The following is a 23614-nucleotide window of genomic DNA, read 5'->3' as shown; positions in this document are numbered from 1 at the left end:
TAACCATTGCGGTTAACCTTCATACAAACCGTGTTCTGATAATACGGCGAGTAACTTTTCTTCATCCCAAACCGCAACACCTAAATCCTGAGCTTTGGTCAGTTTAGAACCGGCCTTTTCACCAGCAACTAGAAAGTCTGTTTTTGCCGATACGGAACCCGCCACTTTAGCACCAAGTTGCTGCAGTAGCGCTTTGGCCTCATTACGCCCCATGGCCGTCAGTGTGCCAGTCAGCACGCAAGTCTGACCGTCAAAGGGCAATTCTGCAGAATCCACTTGTTTAATCTCAGGCCAATTGATGCCCGCCGATAACAGGTTATCGATAATTTCACGGTTATGCGCTTCATGAATAAAATTATACACATGGGTTGCTACCACTTCCCCCACATCTGAAACCGCTTTGAGAGCCTCAATGTCGGCAGCGTATAAGTTATCGAGCGTGTAGAAGTGATTTGCAAGATTGGCCGCTGTGGCTTCACCTACTTCACGAATACCTAAGGCATAGAGAAAACGCGGGAGCGTGGTCGTTTTCGCTTTTTCAAGTGAGGTCAGCAGGTTTGAAGCCGATTTCTCCGCCATCCGCTCCAGGCTCACCAACTCGCCCAATGAAAGATTGAAAAAATCTGCGGGACTTTTTACCAGTTCCGCATCAACCAATTGATCTACCAACTTATCCCCTAAGCCATCAACGTCAAACGCTTTGCGTGAAGCAAAATGCTTCAGAGCTTGCTTTCGCTGTGCACCACAAACAAGACCGCCAGTGCAACGTGCCACGGCCTCATCTTCCAGTTTTTCTACCTGTGAGTCACACACCGGACAGGTTTGTGGAAACGACACTTCCCGGGTATCGTCTGGGCGCTTATTTTCCACCACAGACACAACCTGCGGGATCACATCGCCAGCCCGTCGAATGGTAACAAAGTCACCAATACGCACGCCGAGACGGGCAATTTCATCCTGATTATGCAAGGTGGCGTTTGATACCGTCACCCCACCAACGAAAACGGGCTCCAGACGCGCAACAGGCGTAATTGCACCGGTTCTGCCTACTTGGAACTCCACATCAATTAAACGTGTGATTTCTTCCTGTGCAGGAAACTTCTGGGCGATAGCCCAGCGCGGTGCGCGGGCAACAAAGCCTAGAGTTTGTTGCAGTTCAATGTTGTCGACTTTAAACACCACACCGTCGATGTCGTAAGGTAAAGCGTCACGCTTTTCCAAGATTTGATGATAGTAATCCAGACAACCCGATGCCCCCTCAGCCACAGACACTTCCGGGCACAAAGGTAACCCCCACTCGCCCAGCGATTTCAATCGTTCACTATGCAGCTCTGCCAGGGCAAAATCATCTGGCGTCACGACACCTAATGAATAGCAATAGAACATGAGCGGGCGCTTTGCAGTAATGCGACTGTCAAGCTGTCGAAGGCTGCCGGCAGCGGCATTACGCGGGTTGGCAAACACCTTTCCCCCTTCGGCACGCTGGCGCTCATTCAATTTATCAAAGCCCGCCTTAGGCATGAACACTTCACCCCGTACCTCAATGCGAGCCGGGATATTATCCCCCTTCAGACGCAGCGGTACGTTTCCAATGGTTTTAACATTCTGGGTAATGTTCTCGCCCACCTGCCCGTCACCACGGGTCGCGGCCTGTACCAATAAGCCGTCTTCATACAATATGCTTACCGCTAAGCCGTCGAGTTTTGGCTCACAGCTATAAATCAATTTTTTATGATCTTTAAGTCTATCGCCAATACGCTTTTCGAACGCATTTAAAGATGCCTCATCAAATGCGTTATCCAAAGACAGCATAGGCACTTCATGGGTGACCTGATCGAAAGCAGAAAGCGGTGCACCTCCTACCTTCTGGGTGGGAGAATCCGGGGTGATGAGATCGGGATGTTCAGCTTCGAGGGCTTTTAATTCTTTGAACAGGCGGTCATATTCAGCGTCAGGCACTGAAGGCGCATCCTGCACATAATATTGGGTGTTATATTCGTTAATCGTATCGCGAAGGTTAGCAATACGACTATCAACAGATGGGTTTTCAGACATAAAGATCTCTTACAAAAAAAGCTGCCGCAATAATGCGGCAGCGGGTAAATCATGTGCGGGTAATCATTCGCCGACGTTCAAATTCGCGGATTTTCTCCATGTACTGCTGTAACCCTTGTTTCGTTAGTACACTTCGCCGCCCATCGAGGATTTGTGCGTTAAATTCATCGGCAATTTTGCGTGCTGCATTGTGCATCATGTTAAAGACCTGATGGGCATCCCCTTCAATGGGCAAAATCATAAACAGCGACACGCCTTGGGTGGAGAACGTTTCCAGATTATCGATATCGAACACACCCGGCTTGAACATATTGGCTAAGCTAAATAATACAGGGCCCTTACCATTAGAATTCACGTGGCGATGAAAAATATCCTGATCACCAAATTTAAAGCCCAGCGTGAGCAACAATGGCAACAGTGTAGCACCGGAAATTGTCGACTCTTCCGGCGCGCGAACATTGATCACAAGTACTTCCTGCTCAGATTCACTCAGCGGTGCTTCATCAGCGGCAGGCTGTGACGCCGCGCCGGCGACCTGGGTTTCATCAAAATCAATGTTCATCTGATCATCGCCGAAATTCGGCTCCTGGCGACGGCGAACTGTGCCACGTTTACGTGATGAACGCTTTGCATCGCTGTCGTACTGCTCGTCGGCATCAGCACCATCGTCTGGCACTGACTGAGGGTCGAGCTGAAAATCGTCAGCAGGCACCGAATTTTGTTGCTCAGTTTCCGCAGTCGTTGTACCTGTGTGGTTCTCTGCCGACGCATCTTTGCGAATAAGGAATCCTGGTGGCTCAGGTATCCCTTCATCAGTCAAATCTTCACCATTAACCGGGCGACCTGACTTTATGTGCGGCTTAGGATTTGTGACAACAGAACCGTAAAGCTTTACGGGTTCCTCAGAAGCATCTTCTGACGTATCCTGCGGATTGATGTCGAGAAAATCTTCATCCGCAGTGATGTCTGAATTCGTTGGCGCGGGCTTTGTAGAGGACACCACACGTACCTCGCCAAGACCTAAGTCATCGTAATTTTTTTGCTCTTCATTGGTATCGTCTTGTTCCGGCCACTCTTCCTGAACATCGCGAGAACGCTGATGAGAATCATCATGCCATTGACGGGGTTCAATTCGCTCTTTACGGGTTTGAGTCTTATTCTTGCGAATTTTCCAAATACCGTGCGCAAGCACAGCAATGATAAAGCAAGTACCAAAGATAAGGAGTGATAAACGTAGTTCATCCATTTAATTCGTTCGCCCTTTTTTTTATGCTTCGACGAAGGCCATGGCTTCATCAACATCCACTGCTACCATACGTGATACACCTGGCTCAGCCATGGTAACACCGGTTAAGTGGGTTGCCATTTCCATCGCAATCTTATTGTGGGTGATATAGATAAATTGCACCGATTTCGACATTTCTGATACCAGTTTACAGAAACGCCCCACGTTGGCGTCATCCAGCGGCGCATCCACTTCGTCGAGTAAACAGAAGGGCGCCGGATTAAGCCGGAAAATTGCAAACACCAATGATAAAGCGGTTAAGGCTTTTTCTCCACCGCTTAACAGGTGAATTGTACTATTTTTCTTGCCCGGTGGACGGGCCATGATAGTGACGCCTGTTTCAAGCAAATCGTCATCGGTTAGCGCCAAATACGCAGAACCACCGCCGAATACCTTCGGGAACAGTTGTTTCAAGTCGTCATTAACCTGTTCAAAGGTCGCTGAGAATCGGGTTTTGGTTTCTTTATCTATCTTGCGGATTGCCGTTTGTAATGTATCCAGCGCCGAGACCAAATCATCAAATTGCGTGTCGAGGTGCTGTTTACGTTCAGCCTGCGTTTCATACTCTTCCACCGCGGCAAGGTTCACAGCCCCTAAACGGCTAATTGCAGCAGACGTTTTATCGAGCTCCTGCTGCCAGCTTTGCTCATCGGCATCGTCGCTTAATTCTGGCAATATTTCTTTTAACGACTGCCCCGTTTCCTGCAGTTGCTCGAGCACAGACATCGCTCTTACCCGGGCACCTTCAATTTCAATATTCAAACCATCGATGACAGACTGACGCTGTTGAATTTTAATTGCCAGCCCTTGGTGACCTTGCTGTGCCTCTCGTAGCAGGCCTTCCATCTCAGTTAACGATTCTTGTTTTTCAATCCGCGCAGCTTCGATATCTTCACGCTGAATGAGCAGTTGTTGCAGTTGCTCTTCTTGCAACGCCAAAGGTTGACTAAGTGATTGTTTTTCCCTATCCAATTCCACTTCTCGCTGCTGATACTCAACCAGTTGAGCATCGTTACGCGTAACCTGTTGGCGATACATTTCCTGCTGATTTCGCTGTTGCTGAACGGTGAGCTCGAGCTGATGTTTACGGGATTTCTGCTGCTCAGCACTTTGACGGCTATCCCGTAGACGTTGCTCCAACGACTCCCGGTTGTATCGTGCCGACTGCTCTTCTTCTTCGGCATCCATCAACTGCATTTCGAGATCTTCAAGTTGTTCTGTGAACGTTTCGAGCTGTTCATCATCCCGCGCCAAATTAAGCTGCTGACGGGCGAGTTCTTCGTTCGTTTTTGACTGCTGGTAAGCCAGTTGCTCAGCTTGTTGAATAAATAAATCGAGTTGGTGACGTTGCTGTTGTAATTGTTGTTGCAGTTGTACGTGTTGTTGACGGTTCTCATCGACTTGCCGCGCCAGGGTCGTTAACCGCTCCTCAGCAATCTCAAGCGCCTGTTTACAAGCGGTGACTTTATCCGTAGACAACGCAATATCGTTTTCCAGCATACGCATTTGAGCCAATCGCTGTATCGCGCCTGCGGTCTCTTCCTGCGCCGTTTTATGAATAAGCCAGTCTTTCCCCAACCAACTGCCGTCTGCGCATATTACCGAGTCGTGAGGTTCAAGAGACGGTAACAGATCGCGGCCTTGGGAAAGCGTTTCAACCAGCCGAATGCGATAAAAACAGGCAGGTACATAATCTCCGTCGATAATTTCAGCCAGGGTACCAGTGCGGGTTGTATCCTGTAGGGAAAGTGCGAACAAACGATGGCCGGTAGGAAAGTAATCCACCGAGGCAATGATCGTTTCCAGTGAATATTCTTCTGCAACCAGTGGATCGTTAAGCCATACGGAAACTTGCTCCATCAACGGCTCATAGCCGGGTTTTACTTTAACAGACTGCCAAAGCTTAGCCACACCAGCGGGCAATGCAGCCGCTTCTGACGCCGCCAACTCTTGTAAACTTTCCAAAGCAGCAAACCGCGATTCAAGTTGATGCAAATATCGCTGAGCATCGGTGAACTGTGCCTGCGCTTGTTGGTGCGTATCTCTAGCAGTTTGGTGCGCTTCCTGAGCCAGATTGATTTCATCCTCGGCTATGGCAAGCCGCTCTTCATAAATAGCCAGGCCACGTTGGGCTTCATCCTGTTTTGCATCCAGGGTGTCGTCTTGCAAGGCTGATAGTTCTTCGTTTAACTCACCAATACGTTGAGTGGTGCGAAGTTGCATGGTGGTTGTAGACTGAATTTGGCTGTGTAGCCCCTGCACTTTCTGCTTTAAACCGTGATAAAGATTTTCTTGCTCGCGGCGTTTTTGGTTAAACTCCCGAAGCGCAGATTCAGCCAGCGATTCCTGCTCCGCGGCTTGATCAATGGTTTCTTCTAGCATCAATAGCTCAGGCTCTGAAGCTTCCAGTGTTTGCGTGGCCATAGCGAGAGCATTTCTGGCCTCTTGTAAGGAAACGGCTAACAGCGCACGGCGTTCTTTCAGTCCTTCAAGTTCCGCATCAATTTGTGTTTCACGCTGCTGACTGTGCAACGCGTTTTGTTCAATACGGGTGATTTGTGTAGACACGGTGAACAAATTTTGCTGCAAATCATCCAGCGTCGCTTTTATCTCTTCGGCCTGGGTGCGATAGGTTTCGATACCGGCTTCGTCGCCACGCTGCTGCGCAATCAGGGCGTCGAGTTCATTTTGTAGTTGGGCCTTTTCACCTTCCACTTTTTCAATGTGATCACTGTGCTTTAACCAGCGAAGTGCAGAAAGCTCACTTTTTAATTTACGCTCCGACGCTTTAAGTGCCTTATATCGTTGGGCTGCGGCAGCCTGTCGTTGCAGTTTCTCCAGTTGCCTGCCCAGTTCACCACGCACATCTTCAAGGCGTTCCAGGTTGTCTTGGGTATGACGAATGCGGTTTTCAGTCTCCCGACGGCGTTCTTTGTATTTTGAAATCCCTGCTGCTTCTTCAATAAAGACGCGCAATTCCTGTGGTTTAGACTCGATTAAACGGGAAATCATTCCTTGCTCGATAATCGCGTAACTACGGGGCCCGAGTCCGGTACCTAGAAATAAATCAGTAATATCACGACGACGGCACTTCGTCCCGTTTAGAAAATAATGTGACTGTGCTTCCCGGGTAACCAACCTGCGTACCGCCAGTTCGTTATACTGAGCATATTCGCCGCCTATCCGACCAGAACTGTTATCGAACACCAGCTCCACAGAGCATTGCCCTACCGGCTTTCGCGCCGATGAGCCATTAAAAATAACATCGGTCATGGCGTCGCCACGGAGATTTTTCGCAGAACTTTCTCCGAGAACCCAACGTACTGCATCGATAACGTTTGATTTTCCGCAGCCATTAGGGCCAACAATGGCGGTCATGTCGCCGGGAAAAGGAATAGTGGTAGGATCGACGAAAGATTTAAAACCAGCGAGTTTGATTTTCTTCAGACGCATGCATGCTCCCGGGTTAAATGACACCCAAGAGAAACATCATTGCGATAGAAACATGCCGGAAAAATCAGCATCGACGTTTTTTCACCCAATTATCGTGAAAACTCACGGTATGAGAAAGCTCACATTATTATTATGCCCTGACTCTACCAAAACTAACACGCTGTAACAATTGGGTTTTAGCTTTGTAAAATCAGGCAGGTATAATATGTTGGCTTAGTTATCACTTGTTCGGTGGTGCCCGTTTAATACCCCCTAAACCTCTACAGGAGTTAAGATGCAGAGTAAAAGTGGTTTCAGTTACTTTCTTTCCGGCTTCAGCCTGATCACAACCAAAGGCCTCAAGCGATTTGTATTTATTCCCCTGATTGTGAATTTGCTGCTTTTTTCAGTGGCGTTTTACTTTCTTTATGGGCAAATTGGTGAAGGGATCACCTGGTTAATGAGCCTGATCCCCGAGTGGCTTGGCTGGCTAAAAAGCTTTATTACTTTTATTCTTTGGCCTGTTGCCGTGGTCTCGGTATTACTGATTTTCGCACTCATTTTCGGCACCTTAGCGAATTGGATAGCCGCCCCATTCAATGGCATTCTTTCAGAAAAAGTAGAACGGCATTTGTCTGGAAAATCAATTGGCGACGAAGGCGTTTGGTCGTTGATTAAAGACGTGCCTCGCATGTTAGGAAGAGAGCTCGCTAAACTGGTTTGGTACCTGCCCCGCGCCATCGTATTTCTGTTTTTGTTTCTGTTACTGCCAGTAATTGGACAATTGTTGTGGTTTGCTTTTAATGCCTGGATGATGGCAATTCAATATTGTGATTACCCTTACGATAACCACAAAGTGCCTTTTCGCGTGATGCGATACCATCTCGGGCAACACAAGACCAAGTGTTTTTCGTTTGGCGTAGGTGTGAGCCTGTTTTCTCTGGTACCGCTGCTTAATTTCGTTGTTATGCCGGTTGCCATCTGTGGTGCCACCGCCATGTGGGTTGACCACCTTAAACCAGACTTCGACCAACGTTAATTATTAACACTAAATTTGCTATCAGAATTGAGCCGGAAGATCTTCCTGCTCAATATCTGTTTTTTGGCTGCTTTCTTCATCATTTGACGCCCCAAGAAACCCATTATATCGGTTAAGCCATTTACTGGCCTGAGGCGTCTGCCCTGCCTTTTGAAATGCCTGAAATAAATTCATGAATATTGGGCGCTGTGCCGCTGGTCGTGTGAGCTGTTGCCGCCACAAGGCCATGTAAATGGGAGGGATATCGCCACTATCGTGATGTTCAAGAAACGTGATATGGCCTGAGGGCTTATAAGCACGTATGTCGCTGCGAGCACAACTTTGTGCTGGCCAAATTCCTACTCCCGGTTGCAGTTTTTGCCAATTATCGAGGGTAGACAACGGCGCGTAGGTGAGCTTGCCATCAAATATTAAATTAGGTGCATCGCCGCTGCCACAGTAGCGCTCAGCCGCGTTTTTCCCCAGTGCATACTCGTCAACGAAACCGGCAAAGTGCGCCAACTCGTGCACTAATACCGCGTACGAATCGATAAGATCAAGGAACATTACGCCATTATTCACATTGGCCTTGCCTTGTTCAGACACCACGATTGCATGGGTGAGCTGACGTTTTTCAACGGCATTTGCCAAAGGCCGTACATCGCAGCCAAGGCGGGGCTGACCTTTATATTCAGCCTGGCAATCCAGACTGCCTTTTTCGAGCCAAACGGGAGTATCTAAGCACACCGCTAAATTATTAAAACGCCGATCTTTACGAAATGCCCCGACCAGCTCATCGGCTTTAACAATAGTGGAAAGCGAGGTGGCGAACACCCCTACTCGCTGCGCACAATCTGTATTCTGCCAGTTACGGGCCCGGACATTTCCGGCTTTAAACGGCGCATAGTCTGCCAGCACTCGTTTTACTTTTTCCGCCATAACGTGGCCACCATCTGCAGCCTGCTCTATCCAGTTCCGGGCTGCATCGCGATTTCCATCGTCCCACAACAAACGACCATACTGAAACGCACTTTGCGGATAATCATTCGCCGTGATCCTGAGCCAGGCTCGGGCTTCTTCAGGCTGCTCATTGAGCATATACCAATCCGCTAATGCAGCCTGTGCAGGCAGGTAGCCCTGCTTCGCGGCCCGTTTAAGCCAGGTTTCCCGCTTTTGCGGATCTTCGGTGGCCATGCCGTAGGCCAACTGTGCTTCGGGCACATTGCCGATGGCAGCGAGTCCCATTAACCGGTCGCTTTTCTCATCATCACCTATAAGCTGATACAACGCCCAGGCCGCGTCGGCATTATCCAGTGCAACGAGCTTGTTCAACCAATATTCAGAATTATTCAGCGACGCCCAGGCAACCAAACGAGTCTCAGCAACCTCACTGCCGTTTCGCGCGGCTTCCCACAAAATGGGCGCAGGCTTCTCGGCATATTCGGCATTAAGCAGGAGCTGTTTACTGTCGTGACTGGTGTCAGCCGCTACTAACAGAATTGCCAGCAGGGCAACAATGAATCCACGCATAAAAGAACGTTGTTATTCCGCAGCGTCGGTAGACTGGCGAAGGCGGTTGAGTTCAATTCTGGCATAACGATGCTCTACATAATCGTATACGTTAGTGCTAAGTGCCAGTTTGAAGTAATTGGAAGCAATGCCTTTATTTCCTAGCGCCGAGTGATACTTCCCTAAATAGAAATAGGCTTCACATAAGCGGTCGGTCAATTCTTTTTGACTCGAAATACCTTCAATGAGAGAGTTGAGCAGGTCGTTTTCTGAGGCCGAACCGAGGAACAATTCGACCAACTTCACCGCCCAGTGATTTTGGTTTAATTGGCTGCTTGCTTTGAGTAAATACGCCTGCGCTTCTTCAGCATTCACATCATGCTTGGCAAAATAGGTCCACAATACGCGAAACGGGTCGCTTTGGTCCTTAACCTGGAACTTTGCCAGATCATCAACCGCTAAATCGGCACGACCACCATAATAAAGCGCAATGCCCCGATTCAGAAAAGCAAAATCGTATTCCGGATCAATATCTAACGTTGAGTCGAACGCTTCATAAGCCTGAATGAAGTCTAGTTGCTGAACGAAGTGAATCCCCATGGAATTGTAGGCTTCTGCCATATCGGGTTTCAGCTGCAGCGCCTGAGAATAATCGTACTGCGCTAAGCCGCCTAACCCTACACTGTCGTAAAGCATGCCGCGTTGATAAAGCAACTCGGCTCTGTCTTCTTCAGGAATTGATGCATTAGCCAGAATTTGGTTATAACGGGCAATGGCCATTTGTGAGCGCGGATTTACCGGCGCGGGTTCTGCCAGCAATAAGTTACCCATTTCAGCTTTCTGTTCCGGCACAGGCTGGCTGGCACAACCAGATAGAGCGACAGTAAGAGAAGAAAAAAAGATGAGACTAATGACTTTACGCATGTTAAAAATGTGTCTACTCACTATAAAAAAACAAGGATGCGGGAGACTGTCTTCCTGACAGCAAACGATGGCTGACACCATCGCTGATTTACATTAAAAAGTAAAGCCTGCGTCACAAGAGAAATGTCATGGAAAATAAAAGAATAACACAACTAATAGAATCTGCCCAAACCGCCCGGGAGAACGCCCACGCCCCCTACTCCGGCTTTCATGTCGGCGCAGCGGTTCTTACCACCGGCGACAACATCTTTTCAGGCTGTAATGTGGAAAATGCAGCTTATCCCCTAGGCCAGTGCGCAGAAGCCACCGCTATTGGTGCAATGGTGGCTGGCGGCGCTAAAAAAATAACAGCGATTGTTATATCCAGTCCCAACGAGAGCTTATGTTTTCCCTGTGGGGGCTGTCGCCAGAAAATTGCTGAGTTTGCCGATGATGAGACCCCGGTTATTATGGTCACCGACGGTGGTCAACAGGAAACCTTTACCGTTGGCGAACTATTACCTCACGCTTTTCGGTTCAGCAATTTAAGCGCTGGCAAAGAAAAAGCCTGACAGTGCATTGTCAGGCTTTTGATAATCGATTTGTGGCGTTCGAATAATACCGGCTATTTGCTTTTCGCATTCAGTGCCGCAAGTTGCTCTTCAGTGGCGGGCAGTTGATGGTTTTCTTTCCACTCGCTGTAAGGCATTTTATAAATAACCTCGCGGGCGGTATCGTAGTCCATCTCAATCCCTTCATCAGCTGCCGCCTTTGCGTACCACTTCGCCAGACAGTTTCGACAAAAATCCGCCAGAATCATCAGCTCAATATTCTGTACCTGCTTGTTGTCGTCCAAATGTTCCAGTAAACGACGAAATGTAGCCGCCTCAATGCGGGTTTGTTGCTCGTTGGTCATATTCTTCTCCAATAAAAAAGGGCGCTATAACAGCGCCCTTACATCATGATACTTTCAGCTAGAAGACTGACGATATTACTCGCCTTTGTCTTCTTCTTTAGCCTGTGGAGCTGGCTTTTCAAGCAGCTCTTTGATGCTCAGACGTACGCGGTTCTGACGGTCGATTTCCATTACTTTCACGTCAACCATTTCGCCTTCTTTCAGGTAGTCGGTTACTTTGTTCACACGCTCGTGAGCGATTTGTGAAATGTGAACCAGACCTTCCTTACCAGGCAATACTTCTACGAATGCACCGAAGTCTACGATACGGGTGATCTTACCGTTGTAGGTTTTGCCTACTTCGATTTCAGCCGTTACGCCTTCAATCATGCCGATAGCGATATCTGCTTTAGCACGCTCAGTTGCGAAGATCTTAATAGTACCATCATCTTCGATTTCGATGTTGGTGTCAGACGCTTCAGTGATAGAACGAATCATCGCACCACCTTTACCGATGACGTCACGGATCTTGTCCTGATCAATCTTCATGGTGTAGATGCGCGGAGCGAATTCGCTCAGCTCTTCACGGTGACCGGTGATCGCCTTATCCATTACGCTCAGAATGTGTAAACGGGCTTCTTTAGCCTGCTTAAGGGCAATCTGCATAATTTCTTTGGTGATACCTTCGATCTTGATATCCATCTGCAGCGCAGTGATACCTTCGGTAGTTCCGGCTACTTTAAAGTCCATGTCACCCAGGTGATCTTCGTCACCCAGAATGTCAGACAGAACCACGAAGTTTTCGTCGCTCTTCACCAGACCCATCGCGATACCCGCAACAGACGACTTAATAGGTACACCCGCGTCCATCAGGGCCAGAGAGGTACCACATACAGACGCCATAGAAGACGAACCGTTAGATTCAGTGATTTCAGAAACCACACGCACTACATACGGGAATTCTTCTTCAGAAGGCATAACCGCCTGAATACCGCGCTTCGCCAGACGACCGTGGCCGATTTCACGACGCTTTGGTGAACCGATCATGCCGGTTTCACCCACACAGTATGGAGGGAAGTTGTAGTGCAGCATGAACTTGCTGTCACGCTTGCCCTGCAGTTCGTCAATCATCTGTGCGTCACGTTCTGTACCCAGCGTAGCAACAACCAGTGCTTGGGTTTCACCACGGGTGAAAACAGCAGAACCATGCGTACGTGGCAGTACGCCAGTCGCAACGTCAAGAGCACGAACCATAGCCGGATCACGACCATCGATACGCGGCTCACCAGCCAGGATGCGTGAACGTACTACGTCACTTTCCAGGTCGTGCAGCAGATCAGAGGCTTCTTTCGCATCTTGTTCTGGGTTCGCTTCAAGAATTTGCGCCAGCGCTTCTTCAGTCACCTTGGTGACTGCATCTTTACGCTCAAGCTTGTCAGAGATCTGGTAAGCCGCCGTCATGCCGCCTTCTGCCAGTTCTTTCACTTTCGCTTTCAGCTCAGTGTTTTCAGCTTTCGGTGCCCAGTCCCATGCAGGGGTGTTCACTTCAGCAGCAAATGCTTTAACCGCTTCAACAACAGCTTGCGACTGTTCGTGACCGAACATTACCGCACCCAGCATGACGTCTTCAGACAGTACGCTGGCTTCCGATTCAACCATCAGTACTGCACTTTCAGTACCGGCAACAACCAGGTCAAGCTCACTTTCAGGCTGCTCTGAGAATCGAGGATTCAGAATATATTCGCCGTCTTTGTGACCTACACGGGCTGCACCAACAGGACCGTTAAAAGGAATACCAGAGATTGCCAGCGCCGCAGAAGTACCAATCAAAGAAATGATATCAGTTGGGATTTCCGGGTTTGCAGACAGAACGGTAACAACAACTTGTACTTCGTTGAAGAAACCTTCTGGGAACAGTGGACGGATTGGACGGTCGATCAGACGTGCAGTCAGGGTTTCACCCTCTGACGGACGACCTTCACGTTTGAAAAAGCCACCCGGGATTTTACCGGCTGCGTAGGCTTTTTCTTGATAATTAACTGTCAGCGGAAAGAAATCCTGATCCGCTTTCGCTTCTTTTTTACCAACTACAGTTACCATTACGGAGGTGTCGTCCATGCTGGCGATGACTGCTGCAGTTGCCTGACGTGCGATTACGCCAGTTTCCAGAGTTACAGTATGCTGACCATACTGAAAAGAATGAGTAATAGGAGTCACTATATGTCCTTTATTTTCTTTAGATATATATTCGCTTTTAAACGCGGCGCATAGTATAGCCGCGAAGTCCATCTAATGCCATTATCAAATGTGTAAACTGTTGTCACAACGAATTTAATGACATTAATGTGTTATCACATCGAATCCAACGGGGTTTTCTACGAAAAACCTTGGCTTTTGTTCGTTTTTTCATCATATTGACATATAAATCCGTAAGCTTGAATAGTGTTACAGATTAGGAGATGTCTTAATGCTGGTACTTCGACTGAATAAAGCCGGTATGCCTCAGGAATGGGTTCAGCCCGAGGAAGCAGCCAGGCTGTATTGCCAAAATAAAGTCTTATTCGAATTGGGAGCCACTGCCTGTACACTCCACGGTGGTTGGAACAATGCCGGTTTACAAAGCACCCTTAGCCTGTCCAGCATTATCGCCTGCGACGGTAAGGTTACCGATGTAAACGGTAAAGTTGCATTAAACAACCGCTACCTTTTTAGACGTGACAATCACCTTTGTCTCTATTGCGGACAGCATTTTAGTCCCAGCCAGCTCACCCGCGACCACATCATTCCCCGCTCCCGTGGTGGCGAGGACAAGTGGACAAATGTGGCTACTGCTTGCCAGCGTTGCAACCATGCTAAAGGCGCGCTCACGCCGGAAGAAGCCAATATGCCGCTGTTGGCCGTGCCTTTTAGACCAAACCTCTACGAGCGTTTTTACTTAATGAACCGTCGGATACTTGCCGACCAGATGGCATTCCTAAGCAATTATTTCACTCACCAACGGGAGTGGGATTAGCTTAAGCTTCCGAGATTACTCATCAAAGCCTGCTTTTAGCGCAGGCTTGCTGTTGTGACCAACCGCCACGTGCCACAGACTCATCCAATCCTCTGAAATCTGTTGCTGCAATTTATGTGCTTCCTCGATGGGACAAAACAACGACACGGTGATACGTAACTTAGCAAACTGATTGGTTTCAATGGCAATATCCGGGTCGATATCAATAAACTCGGCTTCCATATGGCGCTCGATAAGGCTTTTATAGCGGCCTGCAACCTCACGGAAGTGTTCACAATGCTTCAACGTTCTGGCCTTAAATTCAGGCATCAGCGCATAAGGGTTGGATTCAGGTTCCATTACCAAGGTAAAGCTGTGTAAGGTATATCGACGCAAGAAATTCAGGTTTCTCACAGACTGCGTGACAAGCTGACTATTCGGTACGTACAAATGCTTACCTGTGTAAACATGGGATTCAGGGTCGACTTCCAGCAATGTGGTTTTTGCCCAGTCCATTTCTACCACTTCGCCGCGGATATTATTCATTTCGATCCAGTCGCCAACGCGGAACGGCCTTGCACCGAGATAATAAATAAATCCCATGAAACACTGAATAAATTCTCGTGTTGCTAACACAATCGCAACCATGAAAGCCGCAATGGAGATAGCTAGGCTCTGAATTTCAGAGGCCCATATCATCACAATGAGCACCAGCAGTCCGGCGTTACCCAGCTGTTCAATAATATTTATTGAATGGCGTTTATCTTCTCCCGTAGTGCGGCTTCGCTTTTTCAGCAACCATAAAACACCCCGCTTCACCAGCATATAAACAAATACCAGCAATGCTGAACTAAGGAGTTTTTGGGATTCAGTGAAGTCGACAACCGTTTGCCACCACACCTGATATTCGGTGCTGATATCTATCATAAAGCCTGGGTAACCTAAGGATTAACAAAAAAAAACACCGGCCAAAGCCGGTGTTTCTCATTATTGCAACTCGCTGCTGCTTGTACAATGCAGACCAGTGAAATTATTCCCTGATTTGACCCGTACCGTTTACCAGGAATTTTTCCGCAGTTAACGACTCCAGTCCCATTGGACCATAGGCATGCAATTTGGTGGTTGCGATACCAATCTCAGCACCAAGACCCAATTGGCTACCGTCTGAAAAGCGCGATGACGCATTAACCATCACGACCGATGCATCTACTGCGCGCTGAAAGAAATTAGCCGCAATATTGTTCTCGGTACAAATCACTTCGGTGTGATTACTGCCAAAATCAGCAATGTGCTGAATCGCGGCATCGAAATCATCTACCACACGGATTGCAATTTCGAGCCCTAAGTATTCTTCACCGTAGGCGTCTTCAGCAATGACATCCGCGTTTTCAAAATACTGTGCCCCTTTCTCGTTTACATGAACCTTCACACCGTGTTCTGCAAACGCTTTCGCTACTTGTGGCAGAAAATCACCCGCTACGGCTTCGTGTACTACCAGTCCTTCCAATGCATTACATACACCGGTACGCTGGGTTTTACCGTTGAGCAGCAGATTCATCGCTTTCTCAAGATCGGCGTCCTTGTCTACATACAAGTGACACACACCCTTAAAGTGCTGAATAACCGGTACCTTAGAATTATCGGTTACGTAGTTGATCAGCCCTTCACCACCACGGGGAATAATCACGTCGATGTAGTCGCGCTGCTCCATAAGCTCTTGCATTAACGCACGGTCAGGATCAGGAACAACACTGATCAATTCACGTGGCAAATTATGCTTTTCCAGCACATCCTGAAGTAATCCCGAAATAGCCAGACTGGTATCTAACGCTTCTTTACCGCCGCGAAGAATGACACCATTACCCGATTTGAAACACAGGGCGCCAGCATCGGCAGTCACATTGGGGCGTGCTTCGTAAATCATGCACACAACACCCAGCGGAATACGCATTTTCTTAATCTCGATGCCGTTCGGGCGAGTGCCTACCACGCGCTCCTGACCCACAGGATCATCAAGGGAAATAATCACTTCAATGCCTTCAGCCATGCCTTCGATACGTTCATCGTTAAGAGTCAGGCGGTCGATCATTGCGTCATCCAGGCCATTTTCCTTAGCTCGTGCAACTTCTTTTGTATTTACCTGTTTAATCGACTCTTTGTTAGCACGAATTGCCGCGGCCATGTCTTCAAGTACCGCATTTTTGGCGTTTTCATCAAGCACTGCCAGTTTCTGAGCGGCTTGCTTGGCGTTCTTTGCTAATGTCGTAATTAAACTCATTTTTTCTCCAGATTTGCTAAATTCTTTTTCGAAATGATGGGGCCCGTTTTCTGTTCAAACTTTAACGAGAATTCATCATTTTCTTGATTGGCGATAAAGTTGAGCAAGGTGCTACTATAATTAGAGCGCGCTTTCACCAATTTCGTCCCATCGTCTTTTCTGACGATGATGGTGTCTCCCACTGAAAACTCACCTTTAACGTCGACAATTTCTTTACTCGTCAATGACTCTGCGTCTTCAGACAATACTGGCGCAAACTCACTGTCGACAATAACTTCACCCTGAGCCCGTGTTGTATGACGCATCCAGTGCACATTTTCAGCCATCGGCTTCTCATGAGCAATAAAGTGCGTACCGGGATTTTCACCCTGCAACAACATATTAAAGGTCAACTCAGTAAACCCGTTAATAATAAATGTATCTATACCATGTGAAACGGCTTTCTCAGCGGCCTCAATCTTAGTGCGCATGCCGCCAGTACCTACACCGCCCTCTACAGCTCCCCCCGCCATCTTATAGATGTCTTCGTTGATATGCTTCACTGTCGACAACATTTTTGCATCGTCGTGAGCGTGCGGGTTTTTGTCGTAAAGACCATCAACGTCAGAACAAATGATTAGCGCGTCGGCATCGGCAGCGGCCGCTACCATTGCTGATAAATTGTCGTTATCACCCACTTTCAGTTTATCTGTGGTCACCGTGTCATTCTCATTCACGATAGGCAGAATGTTATGCTCCAGTAAGCTAAAAATCGTCTCACGAATACTGATATAACGTTCTCTGTCTCGTAAATCGGCATGTGTCAGTAACATTTGCGCTGACGGAAAATCGAACAGTCGGTCCCAGGTCGCCATCATTTCTGTCTGACCCGCGGCCGCCATCGCTTTCTTGATGGTAATGTCTGAACGCTCGCCATCTGGGAACTGATGAGCACCCGCCGCGACGGAACCTGAAGATACCAATACCACCTGCGTTCCCATTGCACGGCATTTAACAATAAACTGGGCAATGCTCAGCAGATAATGACTGCTACAGCCTTTACGATTCGGAGAAATTAACGCACTGCCTACCTTAATTACAATGCGATTCCAATTTTTGCGTACCATAAAAAATTTTACCTTAAGTTTGTTGGTGCGTTAGTAGCCGTAGTGCCCTGAAAACATCACGTCTACTCGCTGAATTCGTTAATTGATTGCTGCGCACGTATTAAATGAATTAGAGCCCGATAATTATAGTCGGATATCGTAATTTCGTTGCGGAAAACCTGTTTCATCTCAGCGCTTCGCAACGCCATTTTTCAAAGACAAAACAAAAGGCGCTTCAAGGCGCCTGTTTTTGCTAACCAATTAATTTGAGTTCTAACTATAACAAAGATTCCGCAATAACTTCAAGTCGAATTATTTATTAGATTAGCTTTTGCTTACTTTTCTGCTTAAATTCAGCCAAAACGTGTGAATTACAATAACTGTGAAACATCAAAGGCAACAGCTTGATAAATAAACCAATAATAATTCATCGATTTACTTTTACTACGCTTACTTTGCAATAAAAGTTCAATCACACAACGGACTAACTGTTTCATGCCGACCTTTCATCTCACAATTTCATTTAACGACACTAGCCAGAAATAATTTGAGTAAGATACCTTTCAAGCTGATTCAACGACGTATGCGCCGCTGAATTTTTCGACTTAAGCCCATCGAGTTCAATGAGAGCATCTTGCCGCTTTTTTTCGTTTTCAAAGGTGCTAATTAACTTCGGATGAATGTAATATTGACGACAAATTGCAGGTGTATTTCCCAGCATATTGGCAATATGTTTCACGAATGTGGTATCCCATCGACGACGCTTGTTACCAAGGTAAACTTGCTCAATGTCGGGCAAAGATGCTACACCGTATCGAGATGCGCCCCATGTGCGAAAATCTTTGCAGGTAAATTCTTCGCCGGCGTGTGAATGAATAAATTGATTTACGTCTCCGCTATCCACATCCTGCCAACGTCCATCAGTATCTTTATAGCGAAAAATAGCGTAACCCTGGGCCTGCGCGCTGTCGCAAACCAGTTCTGCTAATCTGGGATCGGATATATTCACATGACGGTCTTTACCGTGCTTACCGGTAAAACTAAACGATACACTTTGGCCTTCTTTATCTAAATGTTGGCGCCGCAACGTGGTTAAACCAAAGGTTTGATTCTGCTGGGTATAATATTTGTTGCCAGCTCGAAGCCCTGTGTGATCGAGCATCAGGCAAACCAGTGCCAGGCTCTTTTCCTTTTTCCAACCCGGCACAGCTACCAGAGACCAGCAGGCTTTGCGGAAATCGGGGAGCACATCGGCAAACTGAATGAGCTTATTGAACTTTTCTTTCTGACGAGTTTTTTGCCAGTTTTGATGATAGATATATTGTTTGCGACCTTTTATGTCGTAACCCGTAGCTTGTAGATCTGCAGTCGCTTCGTGGGCGATGCGCACATCTTGCCAATTCGGTGGAATCGCAAGTTTATTAATTCGCTTTAAGGCACGCTGATTAGCTAGCTTTCTACCACTCACATAGTAATAGCTAAACCCCTTACCCTGTTTCGTTCGTCGAATTCTTAATGTGTCGTCAACCATACCTATACAGCTTCATACCGAATTGATTTGCCCTGGCAGTGTTAAGCAAATAAAGCACCAATAGCCAGTACTACTTTAGTGCCCGGCTTTTCCGCGGCTTCTCTCATTGGCGGTGGTTTTTCGCTATGTCACTGCCCCTCAATGACCATGAATTTTTTTCATCAAAGACGAAAATTCTTCATGAATATTAGTGAATCTTTACGTAAGCAAGAGTTAACCATGAACTTTATTGATACAAACCAGATACTTACATTAATGGAATGAAGATTGAAAGACAGATATATAGATTTTAAGTGCACAAGTAGATTTACACTGCAATGTGTTGCAATCAATTGACACGAGTCACGCTAGATTGGAGAAATCGTCTAGCAGAGAGGAAATCACCGAGACGCGTTCGGTTGAAGCACGTTCGGTTGAGACAGTACCGAATTAAGATGTAACGAGAGAAAGAAAGCGAGGTAAGTTAGCGATGAGTAATAATGCAACCTGGAGCGAAGTACAGGCAATTATGAATTCAAAGCACGATCAGTTGGCAGCGGTATTCGATAGTCAAAGCGAAGCAGATAGCTCGGTGGAGACCGTTAAAGATGCCGGTATTAGCGCAGATCAAATTACCCTTATTCACCCCCTCGACCCTCACTTCAATGAAAAACTAGAGCAGGAAAGTGAAAAAATTGGTAAGAGTTTATGGCGTTCTCACCTCTTACTAGGCACTGGTGGCGTAATCGCAGGTTTAATCGCTGCGATGCTACTGGTTATGTTCGGCCCAGAACTAACCCAAAATAACCCCATGTTCACGTTTATTGCACTAATCAGCCCTGGCTTGTTTATCGGCCTATTCATTGCAGGTCTGCTTGGCTTACGCCCTGATCGTGATGAAATCATTCAAACAGTACGTTCAGCGGTGAGAAGAAAAAAATTCGCGTTAATTATAGATTTGAAGAAAAACCAGTCTTCCCTTCACATTCGTAAATTACTCGGTGGCCACAGCAATATTGTGATTAAAGCAGCACAGTAGCGGCTTAGCCTTGGCTCTCTTGCTTTTTAGGCGCAAACGTCGAGGTAATTTTTGCATTTATCCATAGCCACAGAGGCACAGTCATCGCCCATACAACTGATAATACGGTAACTGTGAGCAGCGTTGATTGGGGAAACGTAACAGCGTTAAGTCGCTCCCCCGCGACGTAACTTAGCGGACCTGAAATCGCTCCTAAAACGGCTGCAAGGACATAGCGCCCTTGAAGGTAATCAAGGCTAACTCGCAACATCATGCCAAAAGCAATCCATAGGGTTACCAGCCAGTATGGAATAAACCAGGCGAACTGGTTAGAGAATGCGAACAGTCCACTTTGCAACATTACACCATCGACGAGTGAGCCATATAATCCGATCCCCAAACCTAACAAGGTATCTTCTAATTTATGTTTACTGAATACGATATGTAGTACCAACAGAGACAAAATAATCAACAAATACGCATCCTCGAACAGGATGGCCAAGAACCAAATCGTTTGAAACCAAATAAAGTTAATTATCTTCGTAAGGGTTGAATGCCCCATAGATTGCCCACCATTGATGACTTTACTGACCGGTATCAATCCGAATTCGGCCTATTACGTATTCTTACTATCTACGAAATTAAACCACACAAGTTCAGGCGTCGTCTCGACATCATAGTATAAGGAGATTGTGAGTGAAAATGGTGAAGTATTACATACTGGGCGCATTGCTTTGTATCGCATTGGCGATATGGTCACCCATTATAGTCGTGTCATTATTACTTTGGTGGGGCGCGTTTTCACTCACCGCTGTCTCATTTGCCTATTTATTTAACTACCCTGGTCTGTTTCGTAAACGTGAAGATGGTTCTATACCGTTTTATGTACGTTGGATATTCATTCCATTTTTGCTTGGGACCGGTGCCTACAATGCCTGGGCGCGAAAAAACGACAAAGTCCCTGCGGTTCAAAAGATAGACGAAAATCTCTACCTCGCCTGCCGATTATTTGGTAAAGACATTGAATCGCTGCAACAAGAAGGTGTAACCGCCATTCTTGATGTGACCGCAGAGTTTGATGGCCTGGACTGGTCGGCCTATCAATATGACTGCGAGTACCTCAACTTACCGGTGCTCGATCATACCAGCCCCACGCCTGAGCAGCTTAATACTGCCATCAACTGGATACAGCAACATGTTGCAGAAGGTCGAAAAGTGGTCGTTCATTGCGCGTTAGGGCGAGGCCGCTCAGTAATGACCGTAGCGGCTTACTTGCTTGCCCGGGACAACACGCTCTCTGTGCTCGACGCAATGAATCAAATCCAGTCGATTCGTCAGACCGCACGACTAAATAAGCGTCAACTGTCAGCACTGAAGCAAATCAAAGAAGGTGGACGTCTAAAGCTCACAAAAACCCTGTGTCTTATCGCCAATCCGGTTTCCGGTGGTGGCAAATGGGGGCAGGAAAGGCAGTATATTCTTTCCCAGCTAAATCCCCATTTCATTGTGAGTGTAAAAGAAACCACGCCAGACATCTCAGCACGGGATCTGGCTGAACAAGCAGTGAAACAAGGTACAGCTATTATTGTCGCCTGTGGTGGCGACGGCACAGTGACGGAAGTCGCCAGTGTGTGTGCTGATAACCGGGCGACATTGGGCGTTATTCCACTGGGCACTGCCAATGCCTTAAGTCAGGTTTTCCATGGTTACATTAGCAAAATCATTCCTATCCAGAGAGCCTGTGATGTCATCATCGAAGGATATACGCAAAACATCGACACGGCCCTGTGCAACAACGAACTCATGCTCCTGGTCGCTGCCGTCGGTTTTGAACAAGAAATGATTGCTTCAGCTGACAGGGAAGAGAAAAATCAAGGTGGCCAAATGGCTTACCTGCGCGGACTGTGGGATGCCATTTCGGCAAACGAAACCATGTCGCTGGAAGTATGTTTTGATGATGAAACTAAGAACATCATTCAGACACCGAGCTTCGTGGTCGCTAACGCCGCTCCTATTACTACCGCATTAGCACAAGGCGGAGACGAACCTGACGTCACAGACGGTAAATTGGATATCACCTGGCTAACGCCACAGCAAGACAGTGAAACACAATTTTTATCTCTCGCTGAGCTGGTCTTCAGCAATGCGGAAAATAAAAAGCAATCCCAACGTATTCAGCACAAGCAAGTGAAGAAATTGGTCGTTAACTTGCCAGACAAAGCTAAGTACGCCATTGATGGCGAAATCCGTGAAGCCAATAAGCTGGAAATAATTGTATGCGCCGGCAATCTCACTGTGCTGACAAGTCAGGAAAGCTAGCCATATGATTAAACCGATTGCGAGTTTTGCCAAGGCACGATGGGAAGGGATAAGAGCCAGTTATTGGTTTATCCCCAGTTGGATGATTACCGTAGCTTTTCTGGTAGGCTACTTGTGCATCAGCTATGTACCTGCGTACATCCCAGACACCTTATACCAAAATTACATTCCCCATATTGCAGCAGAAGACGCAAGCGATCTCATTTCAGCGATTGCCTCTGCCATCATCACAGCCACCAGTATTGCCTTTTCCATGACGCTGGTGGCACTTACCATGGCCTCGTCTCAATTTGGCCCTCGCCTGTTACAAACCTTCATGGATGACCGCGCTACCCAGATAGTACTTGGTGCACTCACTTCAACCTTCATATTCTGCTTGAGTGCCCTGCATCGTATCAGTGTGGCAGAAACAGACATGCTGGTGTCGTCGACGTTGTCAATCATCGTGTTGGCAATTGGCGTGCTCGATACCCTAATATTGATTTTTTATATTCACCATATTGCCAGGTTCATTCAGGTAGACGAGATCATAAGTCGCTGTTATTGCGAGTTTACCAGTAATCTGAATAGTCTGTTCAAAATGACCGAGAGTCAAAACAACATACACAACGTGGCTCCAGGAATGCTGGTAAATGGCGATGAGCAACACGCCATTAGCTTTGATGAATGTGGCTATGTGCAAACTATCGATTACGACAATTTATTGGCGACGAACGACGATGTGATCGGCGTTGAAGTTAAAGTGCGTGGTGGTGACTTTGTGGTCCCGGGCCAAACCGTTATTCTTGTACACAGCAGCAAGACATTATCGGACGAGCACATCAGTTTTTACCGTTCCTGTATTGTCACAGGGAGCCGAAGAACTTCGCTGCAAGATCCTGAATTTTCAATCAAGCAGCTTGTCGAAATAGCATTAAGAGCGCTCTCCCCTGGCATTAATGATCCGATAACCGCGATGTCATGTTCAGACCGACTCACGTCTGCGCTCATATTATTGGCTGAGCAACAATTTCCCAATGAAGCGATTATAAATACGGATAACGATATTTGGATGAAGAGAAGAACCTATACGTTCTCGTCGGTGTTCAATACGTGTTTTGATCAAATTCGGCAGGCGGGAAGTTCCCATGTAGATGTGATGCTTCATTTGTTAACGTGTCTTCGAACATTAAGAAAACAGTTGCCAGCGTCATGCTCAGAGATGATAGAGACTCAAGTGGATGCAATTAATTCGCTTATCTCACCGGAATTAAGAAGTGTAAAAGATAAGGCCAATATAGCGGCAGCAGTAGCTGCCGCTGAAACCGTCTAATCA

18 protein-coding genes are annotated in these 23614 nt (G+C 47.1%); 6 read left to right on the top strand and 12 right to left on the bottom strand.

Annotated elements, in window-relative coordinates:
* Window positions 1-12: 12 nt before the first annotated feature.
* From ligA to smc, 3 genes are read right to left on the bottom strand one after another with little or no spacing between them, the layout of a single operon-like run.
* A complete protein-coding gene (gene ligA, locus ACXAFQ_RS08625; protein WP_474820091.1) occupies window positions 13-2055 on the bottom strand; it encodes an NAD-dependent DNA ligase LigA in 2043 nt (680 codons plus the stop codon).
* 49 nt (window positions 2056-2104) lie between these two features.
* Window positions 2105-3301, bottom strand: coding sequence for a cell division protein ZipA (gene zipA, locus ACXAFQ_RS08620; protein WP_474820087.1), 1197 nt, complete (start codon window positions 3299-3301; stop codon window positions 2105-2107).
* A gap of 21 nt (window positions 3302-3322) precedes the next feature.
* The gene (gene smc / locus ACXAFQ_RS08615; RefSeq protein WP_474820083.1) at window positions 3323-6793 is read right to left on the bottom strand and encodes a chromosome segregation protein SMC; all 3471 of its coding nucleotides are present in this window, start codon (window positions 6791-6793) and stop codon (window positions 3323-3325) included.
* Window positions 6794-7067: 274 nt separating this feature from the next.
* On the opposite strand from smc, the gene cysZ reads away from it, so the two are divergent.
* Complete coding sequence (gene cysZ / locus ACXAFQ_RS08610) at window positions 7068-7811, top strand: sulfate transporter CysZ (protein ID WP_474820081.1); 744 nt, start codon at window positions 7068-7070, stop codon at window positions 7809-7811.
* A gap of 21 nt (window positions 7812-7832) precedes the next feature.
* On the opposite strand, the gene ACXAFQ_RS08605 is transcribed toward cysZ, so the two are convergent.
* Window positions 7833-9320: a tetratricopeptide repeat protein gene (locus ACXAFQ_RS08605; protein ID WP_474820078.1), complete on the bottom strand. Its 1488-nt coding sequence runs from the start codon at window positions 9318-9320 to the stop codon at window positions 7833-7835.
* A gap of 12 nt (window positions 9321-9332) precedes the next feature.
* The gene (nlpI, locus tag ACXAFQ_RS08600) at window positions 9333-10223 is read right to left on the bottom strand and encodes a lipoprotein NlpI (RefSeq protein WP_474820076.1); all 891 of its coding nucleotides are present in this window, start codon (window positions 10221-10223) and stop codon (window positions 9333-9335) included.
* Window positions 10224-10330: 107 nt separating this feature from the next.
* Here nlpI and cdd point away from each other — a divergent pair, with 107 nt between their 5' ends.
* Entirely contained in the window at window positions 10331-10774 is a 444-nt protein-coding gene (cdd, locus tag ACXAFQ_RS08595; protein ID WP_474820371.1) for a cytidine deaminase, read from the top strand.
* A 53-nt stretch (window positions 10775-10827) separates the two neighbouring features.
* Here cdd and ACXAFQ_RS08590 read toward each other — a convergent pair whose 3' ends face one another.
* Together ACXAFQ_RS08590 and pnp are read right to left on the bottom strand one after the other, a co-directional pair.
* Window positions 10828-11118, bottom strand: a complete 291-nt coding sequence (locus tag ACXAFQ_RS08590; RefSeq protein WP_474820073.1) for a DUF1244 domain-containing protein — start codon at window positions 11116-11118, stop codon at window positions 10828-10830.
* A gap of 75 nt (window positions 11119-11193) precedes the next feature.
* On the bottom strand, window positions 11194-13314 hold the full coding sequence (gene pnp / locus ACXAFQ_RS08585; RefSeq protein ID WP_474820071.1) for a polyribonucleotide nucleotidyltransferase: 2121 nt from the start codon (window positions 13312-13314) through the stop codon (window positions 11194-11196).
* Between the two features lie 250 nt (window positions 13315-13564).
* Here pnp and ACXAFQ_RS08580 point away from each other — a divergent pair, with 250 nt between their 5' ends.
* Entirely contained in the window at window positions 13565-14110 is a 546-nt protein-coding gene (locus ACXAFQ_RS08580; protein WP_474820067.1) for an HNH endonuclease, read from the top strand.
* 15 nt (window positions 14111-14125) lie between these two features.
* Here the strand turns inward: ACXAFQ_RS08580 and ACXAFQ_RS08575 are convergent, their stop codons facing one another.
* The 4 genes from ACXAFQ_RS08575 to ACXAFQ_RS08560 all read right to left on the bottom strand — a co-directional run bounded on the left by ACXAFQ_RS08575 (window position 14126) and on the right by ACXAFQ_RS08560 (window position 18983).
* A complete protein-coding gene (locus ACXAFQ_RS08575; protein ID WP_474820062.1) occupies window positions 14126-15016 on the bottom strand; it encodes a mechanosensitive ion channel family protein in 891 nt (296 codons plus the stop codon).
* Between the two features lie 103 nt (window positions 15017-15119).
* Window positions 15120-16367 carry a glutamate-5-semialdehyde dehydrogenase gene (locus ACXAFQ_RS08570; RefSeq protein WP_474820058.1) on the bottom strand — a complete coding sequence of 416 codons (1248 nt, stop codon included), beginning with the start codon at window positions 16365-16367 and terminating at the stop codon, window positions 15120-15122.
* Entirely contained in the window at window positions 16364-17473 is a 1110-nt protein-coding gene (gene proB, locus ACXAFQ_RS08565) for a glutamate 5-kinase (RefSeq protein ID WP_474820053.1), read from the bottom strand. Before proB ends, ACXAFQ_RS08570 begins: the two co-directional genes overlap by 4 nt.
* A 511-nt stretch (window positions 17474-17984) precedes the next feature.
* Window positions 17985-18983: a DNA topoisomerase IB gene (locus ACXAFQ_RS08560; protein WP_474820050.1), complete on the bottom strand. Its 999-nt coding sequence runs from the start codon at window positions 18981-18983 to the stop codon at window positions 17985-17987.
* A gap of 469 nt (window positions 18984-19452) precedes the next feature.
* Between ACXAFQ_RS08560 and ACXAFQ_RS08555 the strand changes: the two genes are divergently transcribed.
* On the top strand, window positions 19453-20001 hold the full coding sequence (locus tag ACXAFQ_RS08555) for a hypothetical protein (protein ID WP_474820047.1): 549 nt from the start codon (window positions 19453-19455) through the stop codon (window positions 19999-20001).
* Between the two features lie 4 nt (window positions 20002-20005).
* Here ACXAFQ_RS08555 and ACXAFQ_RS08550 read toward each other — a convergent pair whose 3' ends face one another.
* A complete protein-coding gene (locus ACXAFQ_RS08550; protein WP_474820042.1) occupies window positions 20006-20542 on the bottom strand; it encodes a DUF2878 domain-containing protein in 537 nt (178 codons plus the stop codon).
* A 134-nt stretch (window positions 20543-20676) separates the two neighbouring features.
* Here ACXAFQ_RS08550 and ACXAFQ_RS08545 point away from each other — a divergent pair, with 134 nt between their 5' ends.
* Both ACXAFQ_RS08545 and ACXAFQ_RS08540 read left to right on the top strand, forming a co-directional pair.
* Window positions 20677-22299, top strand: coding sequence for a diacylglycerol kinase family protein (locus tag ACXAFQ_RS08545; RefSeq protein WP_474820038.1), 1623 nt, complete (start codon window positions 20677-20679; stop codon window positions 22297-22299).
* A gap of 4 nt (window positions 22300-22303) precedes the next feature.
* The gene (locus ACXAFQ_RS08540) at window positions 22304-23611 is read left to right on the top strand and encodes a DUF2254 domain-containing protein (protein WP_474820034.1); all 1308 of its coding nucleotides are present in this window, start codon (window positions 22304-22306) and stop codon (window positions 23609-23611) included.
* Window positions 23612-23614: the final 3 nt, after the last annotated feature.

This window comes from Alteromonas sp. ABH2_165 (assembly GCF_056159945.1).
Note: the sequence above shows the minus strand (reverse complement) of the source record. Positions and strands in the feature narration are given on the sequence as shown.

Excerpts from the sequence above, each read along its gene's own strand:
- ligA (WP_474820091.1), bottom strand. The coding sequence starts at position 2,055 with ATGTCTGAAAACCCATCTGTTGATAGTCGTATTGCTAACCTTCGCGAT.
- zipA (WP_474820087.1), bottom strand. The coding sequence starts at position 3,301 with ATGGATGAACTACGTTTATCACTCCTTATCTTTGGTACTTGCTTTATC.
- smc (WP_474820083.1), bottom strand. The coding sequence starts at position 6,793 with ATGCGTCTGAAGAAAATCAAACTCGCTGGTTTTAAATCTTTCGTCGAT.
- cysZ (WP_474820081.1), top strand. The coding sequence starts at position 7,068 with ATGCAGAGTAAAAGTGGTTTCAGTTACTTTCTTTCCGGCTTCAGCCTG.
- ACXAFQ_RS08605 (WP_474820078.1), bottom strand. The coding sequence starts at position 9,320 with ATGCGTGGATTCATTGTTGCCCTGCTGGCAATTCTGTTAGTAGCGGCT.
- nlpI (WP_474820076.1), bottom strand. The coding sequence starts at position 10,223 with ATGCGTAAAGTCATTAGTCTCATCTTTTTTTCTTCTCTTACTGTCGCT.
- ACXAFQ_RS08590 (WP_474820073.1), bottom strand. The coding sequence starts at position 11,118 with ATGACCAACGAGCAACAAACCCGCATTGAGGCGGCTACATTTCGTCGT.
- ACXAFQ_RS08580 (WP_474820067.1), top strand. The coding sequence starts at position 13,565 with ATGCTGGTACTTCGACTGAATAAAGCCGGTATGCCTCAGGAATGGGTT.
- ACXAFQ_RS08575 (WP_474820062.1), bottom strand. The coding sequence starts at position 15,016 with ATGATAGATATCAGCACCGAATATCAGGTGTGGTGGCAAACGGTTGTC.
- ACXAFQ_RS08570 (WP_474820058.1), bottom strand. The coding sequence starts at position 16,367 with ATGAGTTTAATTACGACATTAGCAAAGAACGCCAAGCAAGCCGCTCAG.
- proB (WP_474820053.1), bottom strand. The coding sequence starts at position 17,473 with ATGGTACGCAAAAATTGGAATCGCATTGTAATTAAGGTAGGCAGTGCG.
- ACXAFQ_RS08560 (WP_474820050.1), bottom strand. The coding sequence starts at position 18,983 with ATGGTTGACGACACATTAAGAATTCGACGAACGAAACAGGGTAAGGGG.
- ACXAFQ_RS08555 (WP_474820047.1), top strand. The coding sequence starts at position 19,453 with ATGAGTAATAATGCAACCTGGAGCGAAGTACAGGCAATTATGAATTCA.
- ACXAFQ_RS08550 (WP_474820042.1), bottom strand. The coding sequence starts at position 20,542 with ATGGGGCATTCAACCCTTACGAAGATAATTAACTTTATTTGGTTTCAA.
- ACXAFQ_RS08540 (WP_474820034.1), top strand. The coding sequence starts at position 22,304 with ATGATTAAACCGATTGCGAGTTTTGCCAAGGCACGATGGGAAGGGATA.